General features: G+C 70.2%; 18 protein-coding genes. 8 read left to right on the top strand and 10 right to left on the bottom strand.

The features are described 5' to 3' along the window. Positions 1 to 76: 76 nt before the first annotated feature. From hemB to E3O32_RS06570, 3 genes are all read left to right on the top strand, one after another. A complete protein-coding gene (gene hemB, locus E3O32_RS06560) occupies positions 77 to 1,063 on the top strand; it encodes a porphobilinogen synthase (protein WP_420898097.1) in 987 nt (328 codons plus the stop codon). Further along, positions 1,063 to 2,388 (top strand): glutamate-1-semialdehyde 2,1-aminomutase, encoded by a 1,326-nt coding sequence (gene hemL / locus E3O32_RS06565; protein WP_134507809.1) that lies wholly within the window; start codon positions 1,063 to 1,065, stop codon positions 2,386 to 2,388. The genes hemB and hemL overlap by 1 nt, the downstream gene beginning before the upstream one ends. Positions 2,389 to 2,466: 78 nt before the next feature. Then, a complete protein-coding gene (locus tag E3O32_RS06570; protein WP_134507811.1) occupies positions 2,467 to 2,811 on the top strand; it encodes a hypothetical protein in 345 nt (114 codons plus the stop codon). A 13-nt stretch (positions 2,812 to 2,824) separates the two neighbouring features. Here E3O32_RS06570 and E3O32_RS06575 read toward each other — a convergent pair whose 3' ends face one another. The 5 genes from E3O32_RS06575 to trhO form a co-directional block, all read right to left on the bottom strand. Beyond that, a complete protein-coding gene (locus E3O32_RS06575; RefSeq protein WP_134507813.1) occupies positions 2,825 to 3,205 on the bottom strand; it encodes a DUF1304 domain-containing protein in 381 nt (126 codons plus the stop codon). Positions 3,206 to 3,214: 9 nt separating this feature from the next. Further along, positions 3,215 to 4,231 carry an MDR family oxidoreductase gene (locus E3O32_RS06580; RefSeq protein WP_134507815.1) on the bottom strand — a complete coding sequence of 339 codons (1,017 nt, stop codon included), beginning with the start codon at positions 4,229 to 4,231 and terminating at the stop codon, positions 3,215 to 3,217. Positions 4,232 to 4,299: 68 nt separating this feature from the next. Then, positions 4,300 to 5,136, bottom strand: a complete 837-nt coding sequence (locus E3O32_RS06585; RefSeq protein WP_134507963.1) for an ABC transporter permease — start codon at positions 5,134 to 5,136, stop codon at positions 4,300 to 4,302. 2 nt (positions 5,137 to 5,138) lie between these two features. Then, positions 5,139 to 6,041, bottom strand: a complete 903-nt coding sequence (locus tag E3O32_RS06590) for an ABC transporter ATP-binding protein (RefSeq protein WP_134507817.1) — start codon at positions 6,039 to 6,041, stop codon at positions 5,139 to 5,141. 93 nt (positions 6,042 to 6,134) lie between these two features. Further along, positions 6,135 to 7,043 (bottom strand): oxygen-dependent tRNA uridine(34) hydroxylase TrhO, encoded by a 909-nt coding sequence (trhO, locus tag E3O32_RS06595; RefSeq protein ID WP_134507819.1) that lies wholly within the window; start codon positions 7,041 to 7,043, stop codon positions 6,135 to 6,137. A 153-nt stretch (positions 7,044 to 7,196) separates the two neighbouring features. Between trhO and E3O32_RS06600 the strand changes: the two genes are divergently transcribed. Both E3O32_RS06600 and E3O32_RS06605 read left to right on the top strand, forming a co-directional pair. After that, positions 7,197 to 7,685: a YbhB/YbcL family Raf kinase inhibitor-like protein gene (locus tag E3O32_RS06600; RefSeq protein WP_134507965.1), complete on the top strand. Its 489-nt coding sequence runs from the start codon at positions 7,197 to 7,199 to the stop codon at positions 7,683 to 7,685. A 31-nt stretch (positions 7,686 to 7,716) separates the two neighbouring features. Then, positions 7,717 to 8,649, top strand: a complete 933-nt coding sequence (locus E3O32_RS06605; RefSeq protein ID WP_134507821.1) for a LysR family transcriptional regulator — start codon at positions 7,717 to 7,719, stop codon at positions 8,647 to 8,649. On the opposite strand, the gene E3O32_RS06610 is transcribed toward E3O32_RS06605, so the two are convergent. From E3O32_RS06610 to E3O32_RS06620, 3 genes are read right to left on the bottom strand one after another with little or no spacing between them, the layout of a single operon-like run. Then, entirely contained in the window at positions 8,592 to 9,452 is an 861-nt protein-coding gene (locus E3O32_RS06610) for an aldo/keto reductase (protein WP_134507823.1), read from the bottom strand. The genes E3O32_RS06605 and E3O32_RS06610 overlap by 58 nt on opposite strands. Then, positions 9,449 to 10,510 carry an NAD-dependent epimerase/dehydratase family protein gene (locus E3O32_RS06615; RefSeq protein ID WP_134507825.1) on the bottom strand — a complete coding sequence of 354 codons (1,062 nt, stop codon included), beginning with the start codon at positions 10,508 to 10,510 and terminating at the stop codon, positions 9,449 to 9,451. Before E3O32_RS06615 ends, E3O32_RS06610 begins: the two co-directional genes overlap by 4 nt. Then, a complete protein-coding gene (locus E3O32_RS06620; RefSeq protein ID WP_134507827.1) occupies positions 10,504 to 11,475 on the bottom strand; it encodes an aldo/keto reductase in 972 nt (323 codons plus the stop codon). Before E3O32_RS06620 ends, E3O32_RS06615 begins: the two co-directional genes overlap by 7 nt. A gap of 158 nt (positions 11,476 to 11,633) precedes the next feature. Between E3O32_RS06620 and E3O32_RS06625 the strand changes: the two genes are divergently transcribed. Next, positions 11,634 to 12,668: an alpha/beta hydrolase gene (locus E3O32_RS06625; RefSeq protein WP_241974664.1), complete on the top strand. Its 1,035-nt coding sequence runs from the start codon at positions 11,634 to 11,636 to the stop codon at positions 12,666 to 12,668. A gap of 37 nt (positions 12,669 to 12,705) precedes the next feature. Here the strand turns inward: E3O32_RS06625 and E3O32_RS06630 are convergent, their stop codons facing one another. Beyond that, complete coding sequence (locus E3O32_RS06630) at positions 12,706 to 13,344, bottom strand: LysE family translocator (RefSeq protein WP_134507829.1); 639 nt, start codon at positions 13,342 to 13,344, stop codon at positions 12,706 to 12,708. Positions 13,345 to 13,476: 132 nt separating this feature from the next. On the opposite strand from E3O32_RS06630, the gene E3O32_RS06635 reads away from it, so the two are divergent. Next, complete coding sequence (locus E3O32_RS06635) at positions 13,477 to 14,040, top strand: acyl-CoA thioesterase (RefSeq protein ID WP_420898096.1); 564 nt, start codon at positions 13,477 to 13,479, stop codon at positions 14,038 to 14,040. 22 nt (positions 14,041 to 14,062) lie between these two features. Here E3O32_RS06635 and E3O32_RS06640 read toward each other — a convergent pair whose 3' ends face one another. After that, entirely contained in the window at positions 14,063 to 14,575 is a 513-nt protein-coding gene (locus E3O32_RS06640) for an SRPBCC domain-containing protein (protein ID WP_134507833.1), read from the bottom strand. Between the two features lie 273 nt (positions 14,576 to 14,848). Between E3O32_RS06640 and E3O32_RS06645 the strand changes: the two genes are divergently transcribed. Further along, the gene (locus E3O32_RS06645) at positions 14,849 to 15,931 is read left to right on the top strand and encodes a ScyD/ScyE family protein (RefSeq protein ID WP_134507835.1); all 1,083 of its coding nucleotides are present in this window, start codon (positions 14,849 to 14,851) and stop codon (positions 15,929 to 15,931) included. Positions 15,932 to 15,942 lie beyond the last annotated feature (11 nt).

The raw sequence follows: 15,942 nt of genomic DNA on the forward strand, positions 1-15,942 counted from the left end.
CGGTTCCGGGCCCCCGGAAGGGTGCACACCTCACAGTTCGCGGAGGCTCGGCCGGGCGACGTAGGGTTGACAAGTGATAAACCCCGTCATCCGCCCGCGACGGTTGCGCACCACACCCGCGCTCCGTCGCCTGGCCAGCGAAACCCGACTGCACCCCTCCGAGCTCGTCCTGCCGATGTTCGTGCGGGAAGGCACCGGCGCAGCCGTGCCGATCCAGTCGATGCCGGGGGTCGTGCAGCACACCGTCGACAGTGCCCGGCGCGCCGTCGCCCGGGCGGCGGAGGCCGGCATCGGCGGGATCATGCTCTTCGGCGTGCCCGATCTGCGCGATGCCGTCGGCACGGGTGCGACCGACCCTGACGGCATCCTCAACGTGGCCACCCGGGCGCTTGTCGCCGAGGTCGGCGACGCCCTCGTCGTTCAGACCGACCTCTGCCTGGACGAGTTCACCGACCACGGGCACTGCGGCGTGCTCTCCGTGGACGGCACCGTCGACAATGACACCACTCTCGAGCGCTACCGCGAGATGGCGCTCGTACAGGCCGCCTCCGGTTCGCAGCTGCTGGGCCTCAGTGGCATGATGGACGGCCAGGTGGCGGCGGTGCGCGAGGCGCTCGACCAGTCCGGCTACGTGGACACCGCCGTGCTCGCCTATTCGGCCAAGTACGCCTCCGCGTTCTACGGACCCTTCCGCGACGCCGTGGAGTCCACCCTCGTCGGTGACCGCCGCAGCTACCAGCTCGACCCGGCCAACCGCCGGGAGGGCGTGCGCGAAGCCCTGCTCGACATCAGCGAGGGCGCCGACATCGTCATGGTCAAGCCGGCCGGCAGCTACCTCGACGTGCTGGCCGACGTCTCCGCCGTCAGCGACATTCCCGTCTGGGCATATCAGGTTTCCGGCGAATACGCGATGATCGAGGCCGCCGCCGCCCACGGCTGGATCGACCGTCGCCGCGCGATCGAAGAGTCCGTCCTCAGCATCCGTCGTGCCGGGGCGGATGCCGTGCTCACCTACTGGGCCGTCGAACTGGCCGACTGGCTCACCGAGAGGCCCACCCGCTGATGACCCACAACGACGACCTGTTCGCGCGCGCCCAGCGCGCCATCCCCGGCGGGGTCAACTCTCCGGTGCGCGCCTTCCGCTCGGTCGGCGGCACCCCCCTGTTCCTGGTCAAGGCCAAGGGCGCCTACGTCACCGACTCCGACGGGCGCGACTACGTCGACCTGGTCAGCTCCTGGGGTCCGGCCATCCTCGGCCACGCCCACCCCGGCGTGGTGCAGGCGGTGCAGGATGCCGCCGCGCTCGGGCTGTCCTTCGGCGCCTCGACCCCCGGTGAGACGGTGCTGGCCGAACTGATCGAGGCCCGAGTGGGCGCGGTCGAGAAGCTGCGCCTGGTCTCGACCGGCACGGAGGCCACCATGACGGCCATTCGCCTGGCCCGCGGCTTCACCGGGCGTGACCTCCTGATCAAGTTCGCCGGGCACTACCACGGCCACTCCGACGGGCTGCTCGCCCAGGCCGGCTCCGGCCTGGCCACGCTGGCCCTGCCCGGCTCGGCCGGCGTGACGGCCGCGACGGCCGCGCAGACCCTCGTGCTGCCGTACAACGACCTTGCCGCCGTCCGGCTGGCCTTCGAGGCCCATCCGGGCCGGATCGCCGCCGTGATCACGGAGGCCGCCGCCGCGAACATGGGCGTCGTGGCCCCGGATCCCGGCTTCAACGCCGCCCTCGCCGACCTCGCGCACGAGCACGGCGCGCTGCTCATCATCGACGAGGTGCTGACCGGCTTCCGGGTCGGCCCGGCCGGTTTCTGGGGACTGGAGAACGCGGGCGACCGGCCCCGGTACAGCCCCGACCTGTTCACCTTCGGCAAGGTCATCGGCGGCGGACTGCCGGTGGCGGCGCTCGGCGGCCGGGCCGACGTGATGGACCACCTCGCCCCGAACGGCCCGGTCTACCAGGCCGGCACCCTGTCGGGGAACCCGGTGGCGGTGGCCGCGGGAATCGCGACGCTGCGGGCGCTCGACTCGGGCGTCTACGCCGGGCTCGACGCCACCGCCCTGCGCCTCTCCGGTGCGGTGTCGGCCGCGCTCAGTGCCGAAGGCGTCGCGCACAGCGTGCAACGCGCCGGCAGCCTGTTCAGCTTCGTGTTCGGCGAGGAGGCAGCGGCCTCGGCGCCGCGCGACTACGCCCAGGTGCAGCGGCAGGAGGCCTTCCGGTACGGGCCGTTCTTCCATTCCATGCTCGACCAGGGTGTGTCCCTGCCACCGTCGGTGTTCGAGGCATGGTTCGTGTCGGCCGCCCACGACGAGGCCGCGATCGAGTGGATCGTCGACGCGCTGCCCGCCGCGGCGAAGGCGGCGGCCGCCGCCACGGCGGTGGTGTGAGCATCCGACCGCGGGGACGTTATTCCTTTGTGAGGAACCGACAAACCGATTTCCGCCCGGAACAGGCAGACTAGGACCATGGCTTCCCTGCGCGTTCACCCCGACCGGCTTGAGATCCACCTCACGAAGGCAGAGAAGACCCTCTCGCTCCGGCGAGATGACCTCGTCGTGCAGCGGGAGAACATCCGTTCGGTGACCATCACCGACGACCCGTGGATCTGGATCCGCGGGATCAAGGCGCCGGGCCTCGAGCTGCCGTTGGTGCTCGCGGTCGGCACGTGGAAGTTCCACGGCGGCAAGGACTTCCTCGCCATCAAGCGCAAGCGCCAGGCCGTCGTCATCGACCTCGTCGAAGAGGACTTCGCGCGGGTCATCCTGACCACCAACCACGCACCCGACCTGATCGCCTCGCTCAAGCTCTGAGCGCCGCGGCGCGTCAGCCGAGGAGGAAGAGGACGAAACCGATCAGCGGCAGGGTGCCCTGGGTCAGGGCCGCCCGCCGGTAGCCGGGTCCCGTTGTTGTCAGCACGGTCGCGGCGAGCACCATCGAGCCGGTGCTGAACAGCACGAGTGCGGTGCCGGCCGGCGACTGGCCACCGAAGAAGAGCAGGAGCCCGATGACGGCGCCGCCGGCGAGGAACAGATTGTAGAAACCCTGGTTGTAGGCCATCGGCCGGGTCGCGTCCGCATCGGCCTGGCTGGCCACGCCGAACCGTTTCCAGGTGGCAGGGCGGGTCCACCAGATGCTTTCCATCAGGAAGATGTAGACGTGCAGAAACGCCGCGAGGGCGACGAAGACGGCCGCTACAATGCTCATGCCAGCAGCCTATTTCCGGACGTCGACCACGGTGCGCCCGTGGATCGTGCCGGCAAGGATGCGCTCGGCCGCCCCGAACGCGTCGTCGAGGCCGATCTCCTCGGTCAGGTCGTCGAGCAGGCCAAGGTCGAGGTCGGCCGCGAGCCGGCCCCATGCCTGCTCACGCAGGGAGAGCGGAGCCTCGACCGAGTTGATGCCGATCAGGCTGACCGCGCGCAGGATGAACGGCATGACCGTGGTCGGCAGGTCAGGGCCCTGGGCGAGACCGCAGGCGGCGACCACTCCGCCGTAATTCATCTGGGCGAGCACGTTGGCGAGGGTGGAACTTCCGACGGAGTCGATGGCCGCGGCCCAGCGCTGGGCCTGCAGGGGCTTGCCGGCGTCGCTCAGGGTGCGCCGGTCGACCAGGTCCGCAGCGCCGAGACCTCTCAGGTAGCCGCCGAGCTCGTCGGCCCGGCCGGTTGAGGCGTGCACCCGGTAGCCGCGCGCCGCGAGCAGGGCGATCGCGATCGAGCCGACTCCGCCGGCAGCGCCGGTGACGAGGACGTCTCCCGAGTCGGGTGTGATGCCACCCCGCTCGAGTGCCAGCACGGAGAGCATGGCCGTGAACCCGGCGGTCCCGATCGCGGCCGCGCGCTTCGCGCTGATGCCGGCAGGGAGCCGCACCAGGGAGGCGCCGCTCACCCGGGCCCGCTCGGCGAGTCCGCCGTGGTGGGTTTCGCCGAGGCCGGCGCCGTTCAGGATGACGCGATCCCCGGTGCTCCAGCGCGGGTCGGTGCTCGACTCGACGGTGCCGACCAGGTCGATCCCGGCGATCAGCGGCCAGACCCGCACGACGCCGGGGCGACCCATCAGGGCGAGGCCGTCCTTGAAGTTGATGCCGGAGTACTCGACGACAACGGTCACGTCCCCGGGCATCAGGAAACCGTCATCGACCAGGCGGAGCGCCGAGCTCTGGGTCTTCCTGCCCTCCGCGTCTTCGGTGCGGTCGACGACGATTGCGCGGAACTGCGTTTCAATGCCCATGGGTCGAGCCTACGCGCCGGCCCGCAGGCGGCGCGGCCGACCAGCGACGCCGACCGGGGGAGCCTGGCTCAGGTGACGTCGCGGCGCCAGCTGACGAAGTAGCCGCCGATGGTGGCGGCCGCCGCATAGGCGAGCAGTACGAGCCCGCCCTGCCACCAGTCGAGCGCGGCCGCCGCACCGCCGCCCGGGCTGGCCACGGTGAAGATGCTCGCACCGACCAGGGCATCGGATGCCGCCCCCGGCAGGAACTTGCCGATCCCGGCGGTGGCCTCGGTGAACATCGAGGCGAAGCGCAGCAGCGGCTCGACGAACTGGGTGAACGCGAGCACGATCACGATCGAGGCAACCTGGTTGGGGACGAGCACGCCGAGACCGACCCCTACGGCCGCCCAGAGAGCCATGGCGAGCAGGGTGCGGCCGATCAGGGCCCAGGTGGTGCCGTCGCCGAGCAGGGTGTCCACCCCGAACGCGTTGATGACGAGGGCGCCGATGCCGACGGAGGCGAGCAGAGCGACGGCGCCGAACGCGCCGCCGGCGAGGAACAGGGTGATCGCCTTCGCACCGAGCACCTGCGCCCGCCGCGGGTTGGCAAGGAAGGTGGGCGTGAGGGTCTGGTGCCGGAATTCCCCGGTGGTCGCGAGGGCGCCGAGCAGGACGGGGAAGACATATCCGACGGAGGAGGCGAAGCTGTAGACGAGCGGGGGAAGGCTGCCGAGGGGCGGGGTACCCTGGGACCCGGTGCCGGCCGCGCTCGGGTCGATGGCCCCGCTCTGGATTCCCGCGAACAACGCGGCCAGACCACCGGAGAGCAGGCCGATGTAGCCGAAGAGCACGGCGGCGAGGACCCACCAGATGCGGGTGGTGAGGAGCTTGGCGAACTCGGCCCTGATGGCGTGCAGCAACATGGTCACAGCGAGTCGCTTCCTTCCACGAGGGTGAGGAACGCATCCTCCAGGCCCTTCTTCTGGCGGTGCAGGGCGCTCACCTCCACGCCGGCGGTGAAGGCGATGTGGCCGATCCGGGCCGGGTCGGCGGCGGTGGCCAGCAACCCGGTCCGACCCTGGGAGAAGACGACCCCGGCTCGGGCCAGGGCGCTCGCGAGGGCGGCGCGATCGGGAGAGTCCACGACCACCTGCGGCGCCACCTGCGTTTCCAGGCTGGAGAGCGGCCCGCGGTGCACCAGCCTGCCCTTGGCGATGATGATCACGTCGTCGACGCTCTGCTGGACCTCGCTCAGCAGATGGGAGCTCACCAGGACGGTGCGGCCCTCGGCTGCCATGTCGCGCAGGAAGCCGCGGATCCACTTGATGCCCTCGGGGTCGAGGCCGTTGATCGGTTCGTCGAGAACGAGCACGCCGGGGTCGCCGAGCAGCGTGCAGGCCAGACCCAGGCGCTGGCGCATGCCCAGCGAGTAGCCGCCGACGCGCTGGCCGCCGTGCTCGGACAGGCCGACCAGGTGCAGCACCTCCGCCACCCGGGCCTGCGGCAGGCCGGCTGCGGTCGCGTAGATCGACAGGTGGTTCCGGGCGGTGCGGCCCGGGTGGAAACTGGCGGCTTCGAGGGCGGCGCCCACGGTCGCCAACGGGTGCGGCAGGTCGTGGTAGCGCAGGCCGCCGAAGGTGGCGCTGCCGGAGCCGGGGCTGACAAGGCCGAGCAGCATCCGCAGGGTCGTTGTCTTGCCGGCGCCGTTGGGGCCGAGGAAGCCGGTGACCCGGCCGGGCTCCACGGTGAAGGACAGGTCGTCCACCGCGGTGACATCACCGAATCGTTTGGTGATGTTGCTGAACTCGATCACCGCTCCGACTGGCATTCGTGCACCCCGATTTCCGATTTGACCTCAGACTATGCCCTGCGCGGACACCGACCGGGCGTACCGCGTCGTCGCGCCGGACCCAGCGGGCGGTCAGCGCGGGTGCAGAGCGTGCTCGGCGCAGGCCGGTGCGTCGCGCCCGGCGCAGGTCGCGCAGACGACGAGCTGTTCCCGGCAGGAGACATCCCGGCAGTTGAGCATGTTCTTCGTCGGCTCGCCGCAGGCCCGGCAGTGGCCGAGCACCGCAGTGTGGTCACTGAAGTCCACGGACATCCGCTGGTCGAAGACGTAGAGCGAGCCGTCCCACAGGCCGTCGTCGCCGAACGCCTCGCCGTAGCGCACGACGCCGCCGTCGAGTTGGTAGACCTCGCTGAAGCCGCGGTCCTTCATCAGGCCGCTGAGCACCTCGCAGCGGATGCCGCCGGTGCAGTAGGTGACGACGGGCTTGCCCTTGAGATGGTCGTACTTGCCGCTGTCGAGTTCGGCGACGAATTCGCGCGTGTTGGCGACGTCGGGCACGACCGCGTTCCGGAACCGGCCGATCTCCGCCTCGAAGGCGTTGCGCCCGTCGAAGAAGACGACGTCGTCGCCGCGCTCGCCGACCAGTGAATGCAGCTCGGCCGGGCTCAGTTTCTCGCCGCCGCCGACGACGCCGTCCGCGTCCACTTTCAGTTCGCCGGGAGCTCCGAAGCTCACGATCTCGTCGCGCACCTTCACGACCAGGCGGGGGAAGTCCAGGCTGAGGCCGGCCGGGTCCAGTGCCGTCCCGTTGCTCCACTTGAAGTCGATCTGCTTGAACGCCGGATAGTCGCGGGTCTTCCGCACGTAGCGTTTGAGCGCGGCGAGGTCGCCGCCGATCGTGCCGTTCAGCCCCTGGGCTGAGATCAGGATCCGGCCGCGGATGCCCAGCGACGCGCAGAGGTCGCGCTGCCAGAGGCGCACCGCATCGGGGTCGGCCAGTGGCGTGAAGACGTAGTAGAGCAGGATCTTCGGGATGGCCATCGGCCCATTTTACCGCCCTCCTCGCGGGCTCGGACCCTCGCGCCCCGGCGGAATCTCCCTAGGCTGGTGGCAGACAACGGAGGAAACGTGAGCACACCTGATCCCCTCGCCCGGTTCGGCGACGTCCCGCTCTTCAGCCTGACGAGCACCGAGATGACCCACGGCCGGCCGCTCGCCGCGGCACAGTACGGCCGGGGTGCCGGCGGCGCAGACCTCTCGCCCCAGTTGTCCTGGTCCGGCTTCCCGGCGGCGACGCGGAGCTTCGCGGTGACCGGGTACGACCCGGATGCGCCGACCGGCTCGGGATTCTGGCACTGGGCGGTCTTCAACCTGCCGGCAACGGTGACCAGCCTCCCGCCGGGTGTCGGCGCGGCCGGCGGGCACCTGCTTCCCGCCGGCGCGGTGACCCTGCCGAACGAGGCGGGGCAGCGCGCGTTCATCGGGGCCGGGCCGCCGGCCGGCACGGGCACGCACCGCTACCAGTTCATCGTGCACGCGGTGGACGTCCCTCACCTCGACGTCGGCCCCGCGTCCACGCCGGCCGTGCTGGGATTCACCCTGCACTTCCACACCCTGGCCCGCGGCATCCTCGAGGCCACCGGCGTGTTCGGGGGAGCCGCCGGCAACACGGACGGCTCCTAGGACCGGCGTCATCCAGCAGTACAATCGCTGAATGGAATTGCGCCAGCTCGAACACTTCGTCGCCGTGGCCGAGGAACGCCACTTCACCCGGGCCGCGGAGCTCCTGCAGATCTCGCAGTCCGGCCTGTCGGCGTCGATCCGCGCCCTCGAGATCGAACTGGGCACGTCCCTGTTCGTCCGCAGCACCAGGCGGGTCGAACTGACGACCGCCGGCCGGGCGCTGCTGACGGATGCGGTGCGCACCCTGGCCAGCGCCGCCGCCGCCCGCAACGCGGTGGCCGCGGTGCGCGGGCTGATGCGCGGCACCCTCACGGTCGGCGCCGAGCCCTGCCTCGGGTCGGTCGACCTGCCGGCTGAGCTGGCGGAGTTCCGGCGGCTGAACCCGGGCGTCGAGATCCGGTTGCGCTACGCCGGTTCCGTCGACCTCACCGAGAGCGTCGCCGGCGGGCAGACCGATGTCGCGCTCGTGGTCGAGACCGGCGACACCCCGCCCGGGGTGCGGCTGCTCCGGCTGAGCACGCAGAACCTGATCGTGCTCTGTCACCCCGGGCATCCGCTCGCCGCCAGTGCCGGGATCGAGATGGACTCCCTGCGCACCGAGTCGCTCGTCGGCTTCCAGGCCGGCTGGGGTGCGCACGTGCTGACCCGGCGCGCCTTCGCCGCGGCCGGGTTCGACTACCGGGCCACCCTCGAGGTGAACGACGTGCACCCGCTGCTCGACCTGGTCGGCCACAACCTCGGCATCGCGATCGTGCCGGAGAGCTTCGCGGAGAAACGCCCGGACGAGTTGCGCGCGGTGGCATTGCACGCGGGGATGCCGCAGTGGCACGTCGCGGTGGCCGTGGCGGACGAGCCGAGCCCGGCCGCCACGGCGTTCCTCGATCAGCTGCTCACCCGGGCGCCCGCTCAGGCGGCGTCGAGCGTCGCCGATTCCTCCGGGGTGAGAGTGAACTCGGCCGCCTGAACCGAATCCCGGATGCTCTCCGGACGGGAGGCGCCCGGGATCGGAATCACGTGCGGCGACTTCGACAGGTGCCAGGCGAGGCAGACCACCTGCGGGCTCACGCCGCGTGCGGCGGCGACGGTCTGGAACGCGGGGAACCGATCGCCGAGTGCCGCCGCGGACAGGATGCCGCCGAGCGGCCGCCAGGGGAGGAACGCGATGCCGAGCTCATCGCAGAGCCGCAGCTCCGACTCGCTGCTGCGGAACGCGGGCGAGAACTGGTTCTGCACGCTCGCCAGGCGACCGCCCAGGATCTCCCTGGCCAGCAGGATCTGCTCCGGGTTCGCGTTGGAGATGCCGGCCAGCTCGATCGTGCCCGCGTCGAGCAGGTCGCGCAGGGCTCCGATCGAGTCGGCGTACGGCACGGCCGGGTCGGGCCGGTGGAACTGGTACAGCCCGATCGCGTCGCCGCCGAGGCGTTTCAGTGACGCCTCGGCCGCCTGCTTCACGTACTCGGGCCGGCCGTCGACGGTCCAGGTGCCGTCCCCGGGCCGGAGATGCCCACCCTTCGTCGCCACCAGCACGGTCGACGTGTCGCCTCCCCACGACCCGATCGCGCCGGCGATCAGAGTTTCGTTGTGGCCGACCTCGTCGCTGTGCACGTGGTACGAATCCGCCGTGTCGAAAAGGGTCACGCCCTCCTCCAGGGCGGCGTGGATGGTGGCGACGGAGCGTGCGGCATCCGGTCGGCCCTCGATCGACATGGGCATGCCGCCGAGTCCGATCGCGCTGACCTGACGGTGGGCGATGAGCCGGGTCTTCATGAGTCCTTCAATCCCCGGGCGAAGCCGGTTTCGGGCCGTGCGGCCGCAATGAGTGCGTCGAATGTGCTCGTCAGCGCCGGGTTGGGCAGCTGGTGTTCCGGATGCGCGTCGAACCAGGCGAGGGTGGCCCGGGCTCCCCGCCAGAGCGGCGTGGTGCAGACGAACTCCGGCACCAGCGCCCTGACCTTGGTGTTGTCGAAGATCACCGAATGGGCCTTGTCCCCGAGAAGCGGCGGGCCGAGCTCCGGGTCGGCGGCCGCGATCGTCTCCGACGCCACGTGCACGAGGTCGGGCTCCGGGGCTCCGGCTGCCGCGGCATACACGGCGTAGATGGCATTCCACGGCATGACCTCGTCGGAGGTGATCGTGAAACTGTCGCCCACCGCCTGGGGAAGACCGAGCAGCCCGACGAACGCCTTCGCAAAATCGGTGCTGTGCGTGAGCGTCCACAGCGATGTGCCGTCACCGTGCACGACAACGGGCGCCCCGGCCCGCAGCCGGACGATGTCCGACCAGCCGCCGGTGAGCGGAATCTGAGTGTGGTCATAGGTGTGCGACGGGCGCACGATCGTCACCGGGAAACCCCGTTCGCGATACGCGGCGACAAGAAGGTCCTCGCCGGCGATCTTGTCCCGCGAATACTGCCAGAACGGGTTGCGCAGGGGAGTCGACTCGCGAATCGGCAGAACGCCCGGGGGCTTCTGGTAGGCCGAGGCCGAGCTGATGAAGACGTACTGCCCCGTTCGCCCCTCGAACAGTTCGATGTCGGCCGCGACCTGGCCGGGCGTGAAGGCGACGAAGTCGACGACGACGTCGAAGCTGCGGGAGCCGAGCGCGGAGCGGACGGATGCGGGATCACGGATGTCCGCGACCAGCAGTTCGGTTCCGGCCGGCAGGGGGCGGAGCGTCGCCCGGCCGCGGTTGAGGATGGTCAGGCGGTGGCCGGCGGCGACGGCCCGCTCAGCGGCGGCGGCGCTGATCACCCCGGTGCCCCCGACGAAGAGCACGGTCAGCCCGGCGCTCGCCGGCGGGAGGGAGCCCGTCGCCGGCGTCACCATGCGTAGTGCTCCGGTGCCGGCTTCCGGCCCGGGAAGATCTCGTCCAGCCGGGCGAGGGCCGCCGTGTCGAGGCTGACCGTGAGCGCTCGAACCGCGGCGTCCAGCTGGCCCTGCGTGCGCGGACCCACGATCGGCGCGGTGACGGCGGGCTGGTGCAGCAGCCAGGCCAGGCCGACGTCGCCCGGCTCGTGGCCGAGCTCCGCGCAGAAGTCCTCGTACTTCCCGATCGCGGTGCGGTGCTTCGCGAGCTGTTCGCCGACCTTGCCCTCGAGGCGTCGCTTGCCCTCCTGCTCCTTGCGGAGCACCCCGCCGAGCAGTCCGCCCTGCAGCGGCGACCAGGGGATGATGCCCAGGCCGTGGCTCACAGCCGAGGGAATGACCTCGAGCTCGATGTCCCGGGTCAGCAGGTTGTAGATCGACTGCTCGCTGACCAGCCCGGTGAAGTTGCGCCGCCGCGCCTCCGCCTGGGCGGTGGCGATGTGCCAGCCGGCGAAGTTGCTGCTGCCGGCGTAAAGGATCTTGCCCTGCGCGACGGCCGTCTCCATCGCCTGCCAGATCTCGTCCCACGGGGTGTCCCGGTCCACGTGGTGGAACTGGTAGATGTCGATGTAGTCCGTCTGCAGCCGCTTCAGGCTCGCGTCGAGGGCGCGACGGATGTTCAGCGCAGAGAGCTTGCCCTCGTTGGGCAGTCCGCTCATGTCGCCGTAGAGCTTGGTCGCGAGCACGGTTCCCTCCCGGCGGGCGCCGCCCTGGGCGAACCAGTCGCCGATGATTTTCTCGGTGCCGCCCTTGCCGGTGCTGTCACCGTACACATTGGCGGTGTCGAAGTAGTTGATGCCGTAGCCACGAGCCGCGTCCATGATGGCGTGCGCGTCGGCCTCCGGGGTCCAGTGGCCGAAGTTCATCGTGCCGAGGCAGAGCCGGGAGACCGCGAGGCCGGAACGGCCGAGATGTGTGTAGTCCATCTGCCCAGCCTCCACCCGTACCGAGTGAACTGTCCAACAGGGGCAGCGGATGTCATTGTGCGCTTGGGCTTCTCAATCTCGAAGGTGAGGCGCTCTCAGCTTGCTCACGGTCGGGCGTCATACAGTCGGCTGGTGATCCAGACCCACCGCTCCCTCGCATGACGAGCCCACCTCCAGCAATCGGCACCGACGCACGCCCCGCCTCCGCCGCACCAAGGCGAACACCGAAGAAGCCGAAATCGCACAAGGAGACGGCGCTCTCCCGGGTTCCGGTCTGGGTCTGGCGGGCATTGATGCACCGCATCCTGCCCGGCGAACTGCACAAGTTCAACGCGGAGCCGATCGACACCGTCGACTACCACTTGGACCTCGACTACGCCGGCGACGGCATCCGTGACCATCGCCTCGACGTGATGGTGCCGCACGACGCGCCCGAACCGCTCCCGGTCTACATCTACTTCCACGGCGGCGGCTGGACATCGGGCGACAAGGCGCCGCTGACCAAGTACTGCGCGAGCCAGGCCGCCGACGGCATGGTCGTGGTCAACGCGAACTACCGGATGGCCACCCACTTCCAGCTCAAGCACATGCTCGAGGACGCCAACGAGGTGCTCGACTGGGTGGCCCGCAACATCGACCGCTTCGGCGGCGACCCGACCCGGATCGTGCTCGGCGGCGACTCGGCCGGCGGGCACATCGCCGCGCTCCTGGCCGCCTCCGCCTACGAACCCAGGCTGGCCGCCTACTACGGCATCCGCCCGCAGGTCGAACCGGAAAACCTGCGCGGCCTCGTGCAGCACTGCAGCATCGCGGACGTCTCGGTGATGTTCGAGCGCGGCTTCGTGCTGAGCCTCAATTTTCTGCGGATGCTGCTGCCTGAGCGGGGCCGCGGCCTCGTGCTGCGCGCCGCGGCCCGGTTCATGTCCCCGATCGAGTGGCTGGACAGCGGGTTCCCGCCCGTCTTCGTGACCACCTCGGAGCGGGACTACTTCTACCGGGCCAACCTCAATTTCATCGCGGCGCTGCGTCGCCGCTCGATCACCGTCGACACGCTGATCTATGAGCGCGGCCGGGCGAACACCCACCACACCTGGCAGCAGGATTCCCGGCACCCCGAGTCCCAGGAGGTCTACCGTCGCCTCGGAGCCTTCGTGCGCCGGGTGGCCGCCCTGCCCGCCGCGGTCCCTGCCTGACCTGCAGCAGCAGCCTGACCGGGAGCAGCAGGAGGAGTCAGGACTGCGCGCCGGTGGCGGCGAGCACGCCGCCGAGGCCGATCATCATCACGCCGCCCGTCGCGGAGAGGTTCTCCATCCGGCGGGGCGATTTCGCGAACCAGTCCCTGGCCGACCCTGCTGCGAGCGCCCAGACGCTGTCGCCGAGCAGGGCGAGGAACACGAACAGCATGCCCAGGGTCATCAGCTGCAACGGCACCGCTCCGGCCCGGTAGTCGACGAACTGCGGCAGCACCGCGACGAAGAAGACCATCGACTTGGGGTTGCTGACGCCCACCACCGAGCCCTCTGCCAGCAGGCGCCAGTTGGACTTGCGGGCGACGCTCACCCCGATCTCCCTGGCCACCGCCCGGCGATGCCGGATGGCGTGCACGCCCAGGTAGACGATGTAGGCGGCGCCGACGAACTTGATCACGGTGAAGACCACCACCGACTGGTTGACGATGGCCCCGAGGCCGAGCGCGACGGCCGCGATCACGGGAACCATGCCGAGGGCGTTGCCGAGCACGCTGAGGAAGCCGCCGATCCGGCCGAGCGCGAGCGACCGCCCGATCACGAACAGCACCGTCGGGCCGGGCAGCGCGATCAGCGCGACGGAGGCCAGCGCGAACGTCAGCAGGTTGGACAGGGGAACCATGGGGCAATGCTAGACCGCGCCGGGCCCCATCCGCTGTGGCAATCGTGCAGGTTCCTGGCCTGGCGTGACGGATGCTTGTGGCCCTCAGCAGAAAATGCGCGGACCGGGCTTTCCTGGCCCTAGCATCGCAGGGTGCATATGCTCTGGCGAACCCTCCTCCACAGTCTGCTGTCCCGCTTCGGAGCGAGGCTCGGCCACTACGACGTCGCCCGCACCCGGTTCATCACCCTGCCGACCGACCAGGACATCCTGCGGCACATGAACAACGGGGTATACCTGTCGATCATGGACATCGCCCGGTTCGACCTGCTGCATCGCACCGGGATCTGGGCGATCTTCCTCGCCAAAGGCTGGTACCCCGTCGTCGTCTCGGAGACGATCAGCTTCCGGAAGTCCCTGACCCTCGGCCAGCGCTTCACCGTCGAGTCGCGCATTCTCGGCTTCGACGAGAAGGCCGTCTACGTGGAGCAGCGCTTCGTGCGACCGGATGCCGACGGCGCGCCCGAGGTCTACGCCCAGGGCTTCATCCGCGGCCGATTCCTCAAGCGCGGCGGCGGAGTCGTCACGATCGACGAGCTCACCGACGCGGTCGGGGCGGTGCCGGCATCCGTCACCGTTCCGCACTGGCTGCTGGAGTGGAGCACGGATGTGGCGATGCCCGCGACCCGCGCGGCCGCCCCCAGCCTCTGGGAGTAGCCTCGCCGGCGGAACCCACCGGTCAGTGGATCGGTTCGGCGGCCCGCTTGGGAACGACGAGCTCCCGGTAGTACTCGGCGTGCGGGTGGTAGTGCGCGCGATCGGGGAGCGGCTTCCCGAGCCGGGCGGCGACCAGGCGGTCGAAGTAGTAGTCCCAGTACGGGCCGACTGTCTCGGCGTCCGCCGCGCTGTGCAGCCGCTGGCCGAACGTGAGGGTGGTCATCCCCGCACCCTCGACGAGGTGCAGGATGACGTGCCGGGCGGCGTCGCCCTCGCCGATGTTGACGGTGAACCGCTTCGGCGGGATGCAGGTGAGGATGCTGACGTACTCCCACTCGGCGCCCGGCTCGTCGAGGCGGAAGCGCACGGCGCCGGTCTCGGGGGAGCCGGTGTAGGTGCCGATCCAGCCGGCGAGGCCGGCGGGTCGGCTCATGCTCGCCCACACGTCGTCGATCGGCGCGGTGAAGAGCCGATCGAGCATGAGATAGAGCCCGTCCTCGCGCTGGGCGAGGCGTCCGGTTGGCTTGGCTGACATGGGAACCTCCACGGTGAGTGAGGCACTGGCCTCACTACAAAACTATGCCCTTCTCCGGCCGGGGGCCAGCGGCCACGCCAAGCGCCGGCCCGGGGGAGGGTCCCCCGCCAGGGCGATGCCTTGACTTGGGCGCGGCCCGGGAGCAGGATGGCCGCGAGAAACACCTCACGTCGTTCCGTGACCTGAGGACCGCTCCCGCCGTGACAAGCCGGCCGCCCATCGCCGCCATCGGCATGATCCCTGGGCCACACCTACTCAATCGGAGGAAAAACCATGGGTGTCAAACGAACTCTGTTCCATGCCGCGGCCCTGGCCGCCCTGATCGTGCCGGCGATCCTCGTTCCGTCGATCGCCGGAGCCACCACCGGACACGGGACCGATGCGCATCCGGCCGTCGCCGAACTGCTCGTCTCCGGCCTCGAAGGCACCAGCGGCGGCGCCATCGGACCTGACGGGGCGCTCTACGTCGCCGAGGGGACGACCGGCGAGATCACCAGGATCGATCCCGGCAGCGGTGCCACCACGACCTTCGCATCCGGCCTGCCCAAGGCGGTGATCCCCATCGGCGGTCCGATCGACGTCGCGTTCGTCGGCGACACGGCCTACGTGCTCGTGTCGGTTGTCGGCCCGGATGTCGGCGGGAACCAGATCGACGGGATCTACCGGGTTGACGGCCCGAACACCTTCACGGTCATCGCCGACCTCGGCGAGTTCTCGCGCACGCATCCGCCGGCCACCGCGTTCGACCTTGATCGCGGGGTGCAATTCGCTCTGCAGCCGGTGCGGGGCGGATTCCTCGTCTCCGACGGCCATCACAACCGGGTGTTGTCGGTGTCGAGGTCGGGCGAGGTGAGCGAGCTCATCGGGTTCGGCAACATCGTTCCGACCGGGCTGGCCGTGGCCGGCAAGACCGTGTACCTGGCCGAGGCCGGCCCGGTGCCGCACGACCCCGCCGACGGCAAGGTTGTCTCGTTCCCGCTCAGAAACCCGGACACCGAGGAAGTGACCGACGTGGCCTCGGGGTTCAGCTTGCTTGTCGACGTGGAATTCGGGCGCTGCGGCGCGCTCTACGCCCTCTCCCAGGGCGATTCGCCGGGTAATGTTCCCGCCGGCTCTCCGGCACTGCCGAACAGTGGGGAGCTGCTCCGGGTGAACGACGACGGCACCTTCTCCGTTGTCACGGCCGAGCTGAATCTGCCGACCTCCGTCGATTTCCTGGGTGACACAGCCCTGGTCGTCACGCACAACGGTGAGGTCTGGAAGATCCGGGGTGTCTCGCGGGCGGCCGGCGATTCCGAGCGGAAGGGAGGCGACTGCCGCGGTGACGACCGCGGTCATGGCGACGACCACAGCTGACGCCGGTCGCG

It is taken from the genome of Cryobacterium mannosilyticum (assembly GCF_004402705.1).
Lineage (GTDB): Bacteria > Actinomycetota > Actinomycetes > Actinomycetales > Microbacteriaceae > Cryobacterium > Cryobacterium mannosilyticum.

Excerpts from the sequence above, each read along its gene's own strand:
- E3O32_RS06610 (WP_134507823.1), bottom strand. The coding sequence starts at position 9,452 with ATGAAGACCCGGCTCATCGCCCACCGTCAGGTCAGCGCGATCGGACTC.
- E3O32_RS06625 (WP_241974664.1), top strand. The coding sequence starts at position 11,634 with ATGACGAGCCCACCTCCAGCAATCGGCACCGACGCACGCCCCGCCTCC.
- E3O32_RS06590 (WP_134507817.1), bottom strand. The coding sequence starts at position 6,041 with ATGCCAGTCGGAGCGGTGATCGAGTTCAGCAACATCACCAAACGATTC.
- hemL (WP_134507809.1), top strand. The coding sequence starts at position 1,063 with ATGACCCACAACGACGACCTGTTCGCGCGCGCCCAGCGCGCCATCCCC.
- E3O32_RS06645 (WP_134507835.1), top strand. The coding sequence starts at position 14,849 with ATGGGTGTCAAACGAACTCTGTTCCATGCCGCGGCCCTGGCCGCCCTG.
- E3O32_RS06575 (WP_134507813.1), bottom strand. The coding sequence starts at position 3,205 with ATGAGCATTGTAGCGGCCGTCTTCGTCGCCCTCGCGGCGTTTCTGCAC.
- E3O32_RS06630 (WP_134507829.1), bottom strand. The coding sequence starts at position 13,344 with ATGGTTCCCCTGTCCAACCTGCTGACGTTCGCGCTGGCCTCCGTCGCG.
- E3O32_RS06605 (WP_134507821.1), top strand. The coding sequence starts at position 7,717 with ATGGAATTGCGCCAGCTCGAACACTTCGTCGCCGTGGCCGAGGAACGC.
- E3O32_RS06600 (WP_134507965.1), top strand. The coding sequence starts at position 7,197 with ATGACCCACGGCCGGCCGCTCGCCGCGGCACAGTACGGCCGGGGTGCC.
- E3O32_RS06615 (WP_134507825.1), bottom strand. The coding sequence starts at position 10,510 with ATGGTGACGCCGGCGACGGGCTCCCTCCCGCCGGCGAGCGCCGGGCTG.
- E3O32_RS06570 (WP_134507811.1), top strand. The coding sequence starts at position 2,467 with ATGGCTTCCCTGCGCGTTCACCCCGACCGGCTTGAGATCCACCTCACG.
- E3O32_RS06585 (WP_134507963.1), bottom strand. The coding sequence starts at position 5,136 with ATGTTGCTGCACGCCATCAGGGCCGAGTTCGCCAAGCTCCTCACCACC.
- trhO (WP_134507819.1), bottom strand. The coding sequence starts at position 7,043 with ATGGCCATCCCGAAGATCCTGCTCTACTACGTCTTCACGCCACTGGCC.
- E3O32_RS06580 (WP_134507815.1), bottom strand. The coding sequence starts at position 4,231 with ATGGGCATTGAAACGCAGTTCCGCGCAATCGTCGTCGACCGCACCGAA.
- E3O32_RS06620 (WP_134507827.1), bottom strand. The coding sequence starts at position 11,475 with ATGGACTACACACATCTCGGCCGTTCCGGCCTCGCGGTCTCCCGGCTC.
- E3O32_RS06640 (WP_134507833.1), bottom strand. The coding sequence starts at position 14,575 with ATGTCAGCCAAGCCAACCGGACGCCTCGCCCAGCGCGAGGACGGGCTC.